This is a genomic window from Roseateles sp. P5_E11 (genome assembly GCF_054049355.1).
The window spans coordinates 1-3,883 of the sequence record NZ_JBFUMO010000548.1; the positions used below are offsets into that span (position 1 = coordinate 1).

Genomic DNA, 3,883 nt, shown 5'->3' on the forward strand with positions numbered 1-3,883 from the left:
GGCCTCGGGAGCCCGGAGTTGTGCCCAAAATGCGGATCGACGCCACTCCCGCCGACGCCCCCGTGCCCACCCTGCCCCGCCGCCTCACTCTCGCCGTCGCGCTGCTCTTCCTCGGCTGCGCTCCCGCTTTCGCCAAGGCTCAAGCCCAGCCTCGCGCCGTCAACGCCCGCGGCGCGCTGGACGCCGAGGAGTTGAACAACATCGGCGTCTTCAAACGCGTGTCGCCGTCGGTGGTGCACATCACCACGCTGAGCGTGCAGCGCGACTTCTTCTCGCTGCGCACCAGCGAGCAGCCCAGCGGCACCGGCACCGGTTTCATCTGGGACGACGCCGGCCACATCGTCACCAACTTCCACGTCATCCAGGGCGGCGACCGCGCCACTGTCACGCTGAACGATCAGAGCAGCTTTCCGGCCAAGCTCGTCGGCGCCTACCCGGACCGCGACATTGCCGTGCTGCGCATCGAAGCGCCCCACGAGAAGCTGCCAGCCATCGCGGTGGGTGCCAGCCGGGATCTGCAGGTGGGCCAGAAGGTCTACGCCATCGGCAACCCCTTCGGCCTGGACCAGACGCTGACCACTGGCATCGTCTCGGCGCTGAACCGCGAAATCGAATCGGTCACGCGACGCACGATCAAGGGCGCCATCCAGACCGATGCGGCCATCAACCCTGGCAATTCGGGCGGGCCGCTGCTGGATTCGGCGGGGCGGCTGATCGGCGTCAACACGGCCATCTACAGCCCGAGCGGGGCGAGTGCAGGGATCGGGTTTGCGATTCCGGTGGACGAGGTGAATCGCATCGTGCCGCGATTGATTCGAGATGGGCGCTTCATCCGGCCCGCGCTGGGCGTGACAGCCGGGCCGGAGAACCTGGCCAAGGCGCTGGGGGCGCCCAAGGGTGTGCTGCTGGTCAACGTGGCGGACGCCAGCCCGGCTGCGGCGGCGGGCTTGAAACCCTTCGGCAGGGATCGCAGCGGGCGCATCGTGCAGGGGGACGTCATCACGGCTGTCGATGGACAGGCGGTGGCGGACCTGGACGACATGTTGTCGCTTCTGGAGACGCGGCAGATCGGGGAGAAGGTGACGTTGACGGTGTGGCGGGCGGGGCAGACGAGGAAGGTGGTGGCGACGTTGGGTAGCTCAGACTAGAACGAGGGGAAGGCTTTGAACGATTTACCTATGGCTGATGCGCGAAATGATGATCAAGCGCGAAAGCGGACTCGTGCCGCGGTCACCACAAGGAACTTAGCCAGTGCGTCTAACAACACACGATGGAACGAGCTGATCACTCACATCCGCGCTCTTGATGGCTGGCGTCCTTCTTATCGCTCGAAATCAGTTGATGGCACCGTCTCGAATTGGGATGTCGAATGGTTTTATCACCTGCCCTTTCCGTTTGAAGCTGTCGAATGGTTTGACATCGGCCTGTCCGAGGAGGGGCCATTCATAGGAAAGCTGCTTCCTAGAGCGAGCATTGACCATCGAAACGAAATCCTGCCAATCTTGGAAAAGATTGGCTTCGACTTCGAGCAGCGTGGCGACGTCGTACGTATCTGGGGTTATTTACCAAGGTCTTACGACGATTTCGCACCTCAATAGCGCGACGACAGGGGCGAGATCGGCAAGAGCCACCCCGTAAAGTAGCGACCCGCCCGACAAGTTACGCGACTTGGGCTTACTAGACAAACGACAGGACACCCCCATGGGCGCGCAATGGAAAGCCAAACACAAAGACATCGCCGCCAATGCCAAGGGTCGGCTGTTCGGCAAATTGTCCAAGGACATCATGATCGCGGCGCGCCACGGCGCTGACCCGAAGGACAACGCGCGGCTGAGGCTGGTGGTGGAGCAGGCGCGCAAGGTGTCCATGCCCAAGGAGACGCTGGACCGCGCCATCAAGAAAGGCGCCGGGTTGACCGGTGAGGTCGTCCACTTCGAGCAGRCCATCTACGAAGGCTTTGCGCCGCACCGCGTGCCGGTGATGGTGGAGGTGCTGACGGACAACGTGAACCGCGCCGCGTCGGACATGCGCGTGTTGTTCCGCAAGGGCCAGCTCGGTGGTGCCGGCTCCGTCGGCTGGGACTTCGATCACCTCGGCATGATCGAAGCCGAGCCCACAACGCCCGGTGCCGACGCGGACATGGCCGCCATCGAAGCCGGCGCGCAGGATCTGCTGCCGCCCGACGAAGAAGGCATCACCGTCTTCCTGACCGACCCGGCCGACCTCGACCTCGTCAGCCGCGCCCTGCCCGCACAAGGCTTCACCGTGCTCAGCGCCAAGCTGGGCTACCGGCCCAAGAACCCGGTCAACCCCACGAGCCTGACAGCTGAGCAACTGGACGAGGTAGAGAGCTTTCTCGCCGCGCTGGACGCCAACGACGACGTGCAGCACGTGTACGCGGGGCTGGCCGGTTAGCGCACGTTGCGGCTCTTTGCCAGCCGCAGGCCGCCGAGCCCGACCAACCCAGCAAGCATCAGCGCCCAACTGCCGTTTTCCGGCACGGCGTTCACCGCCAGCCCACGGGCCGACGTCAGCGTGTAGCCCACCGGCAGCGAGTACTCCACGCGCGCGCTGAAGCTCAGTGACGTGTTCAGGCTGGACATCGCGAACTCGAAGCCGCGCTCAAACGGCGTGCCGACCACCGCGGTGAACGAGGCTGAATCGACGCGATGGAGGGTGGGTTGAGTGACGCCGCCACTGAAGGTTGCGGTGCGGCCGAAGGCGAGCACGTCACGTGACGGGTCATTGGCAATCCGATCTGCGACCGCGTTCGCCGAGGCGCTCGGCGTCAGCGAACGCTTGCCGCTGATGAAGGTGTAGCTGGTCAGCACAAAGCCGGAAGCGCTTCGAGCCGTGGTGCCATCGAGGGTGACCGTGACGCCAACCTGCACCGTAGGCGTGGGTCCCGTGATCATGAACTGGTCGAACTGGACGGCATCGATGACGGAGGTCGGCACCGTGGAGGGTGTCGACTTGACGGACAAGTGCATGTCCATCCCATTGACGAAAACATGGGCGCTGCCGCTCGAAGGGCTGCCGTAGTAGTCGGCAAACGAAGCCGTCAGGTCCGCGCCATTCGTCAGCGTGCACGACACGGAGTCGCCGCCCAGCGGCAGCAGGCCGGTGCACGTCGAGTGGTCGGAAACGAAGTTGATTTCGCGGGTGACCCCTGGGGCTAGCGGAAGCGCCCAAGTGGCGCTGCTGCAGGCTGTGGCCAGGCAGGCGACGGCCATGAAGCGCCGGGCCGGTGAAAGATCGTTGTGCATTGCAAGCTCCCGTTTGCGCCGCCGGCGGTGCGCAGGCTGCAGTTCGATGATGGAAGGCGCAGCCACCCTGCACCACCCACAGATGACCCACAGCACCTGGGCCTGCCCTAGCATTCGGCGATGAACCCATCGCAGCCTGAAGCGGCAGCCGCGCAGCGGTCGGGCGAGTTGCTGGACGTCTTGCGGGCGCTGTCGGTGCAGGCCCCTGGCGCGCTGGATAGCGCGGCGGCGTTGGCGCTGCGGGCTCAGGCCGACGGACAGGTGGCGCTCGCCGCGGGAGCAGCCGGTTTGGTGGTGCTGGTGGAGCACCTGCAGGCCTGCCTCTACCGCCACGCCATGGCCATGCTGGGCGTACTGACCGCAGTCGGCCCGGACGCAGCCGGCACCGGCATCGAAGGCCTGCTGGCCTGGGCCGGGGCCTCGATTGCCCATGACTACGGCGTGCTGCCCRCGTGGCCGCCCGCCAATGTGGCGCTGTTGATGGAGCGCGCCCGAGGTGCACCGAACGACGTCTCGCTGGCGCTGGCCTGCGCGCTGGGTGAGCTCTGCGAACGCCATGGCGAGGATGCGGAGTTCGAACTGCTGTTCGCGCAGGTCGCAACGGTTGAGAAGCGGCC

Annotated in this window: 5 protein-coding genes; 4 read left to right on the plus strand and 1 reads right to left on the minus strand. The window is 65.5% G+C overall.

Going from position 1 to position 3,883, the window contains the following annotated elements; genetic code table 11:
* Nucleotides 1-29 precede the first annotated feature (29 nt).
* The 3 genes from ACXJKR_RS26650 to ACXJKR_RS26660 all read left to right on the plus strand — a co-directional run bounded on the left by ACXJKR_RS26650 (nucleotide 30) and on the right by ACXJKR_RS26660 (nucleotide 2,415).
* On the plus strand, nucleotides 30-1,148 hold the full coding sequence (locus tag ACXJKR_RS26650; RefSeq protein ID WP_457325382.1) for a S1C family serine protease: 1,119 nt from the start codon (nucleotides 30-32) through the stop codon (nucleotides 1,146-1,148).
* Nucleotides 1,149-1,163: 15 nt separating this feature from the next.
* Nucleotides 1,164-1,598 (plus strand): DUF6678 family protein, encoded by a 435-nt coding sequence (locus ACXJKR_RS26655; protein ID WP_457325383.1) that lies wholly within the window; start codon nucleotides 1,164-1,166, stop codon nucleotides 1,596-1,598.
* A 103-nt stretch (nucleotides 1,599-1,701) separates the two neighbouring features.
* Complete coding sequence (locus tag ACXJKR_RS26660) at nucleotides 1,702-2,415, plus strand: YebC/PmpR family DNA-binding transcriptional regulator (protein WP_457325384.1); 714 nt, start codon at nucleotides 1,702-1,704, stop codon at nucleotides 2,413-2,415.
* Here the strand turns inward: ACXJKR_RS26660 and ACXJKR_RS26665 are convergent.
* A complete protein-coding gene (locus ACXJKR_RS26665; RefSeq protein WP_457325385.1) occupies nucleotides 2,412-3,266 on the minus strand; it encodes a hypothetical protein in 855 nt (284 codons plus the stop codon). The two genes, ACXJKR_RS26660 and ACXJKR_RS26665, sit on opposite strands and share 4 nt — an antisense overlap.
* A gap of 120 nt (nucleotides 3,267-3,386) precedes the next feature.
* On the opposite strand from ACXJKR_RS26665, the gene ACXJKR_RS26670 reads away from it, so the two are divergent.
* On the plus strand, nucleotides 3,387-3,883 hold a 497-nt coding region (locus ACXJKR_RS26670; protein ID WP_457325386.1), incomplete at its 3' end, for a hypothetical protein.

What these genes read in the sequence shown, in the direction of transcription:
- ACXJKR_RS26650 (WP_457325382.1), top strand. Translation starts at nt 30, where the DNA reads ATGCGGATCGACGCCACTCCCGCCGACGCCCCCGTGCCCACCCTGCCC.
- ACXJKR_RS26665 (WP_457325385.1), bottom strand. Translation starts at nt 3,266, where the DNA reads ATGCACAACGATCTTTCACCGGCCCGGCGCTTCATGGCCGTCGCCTGC.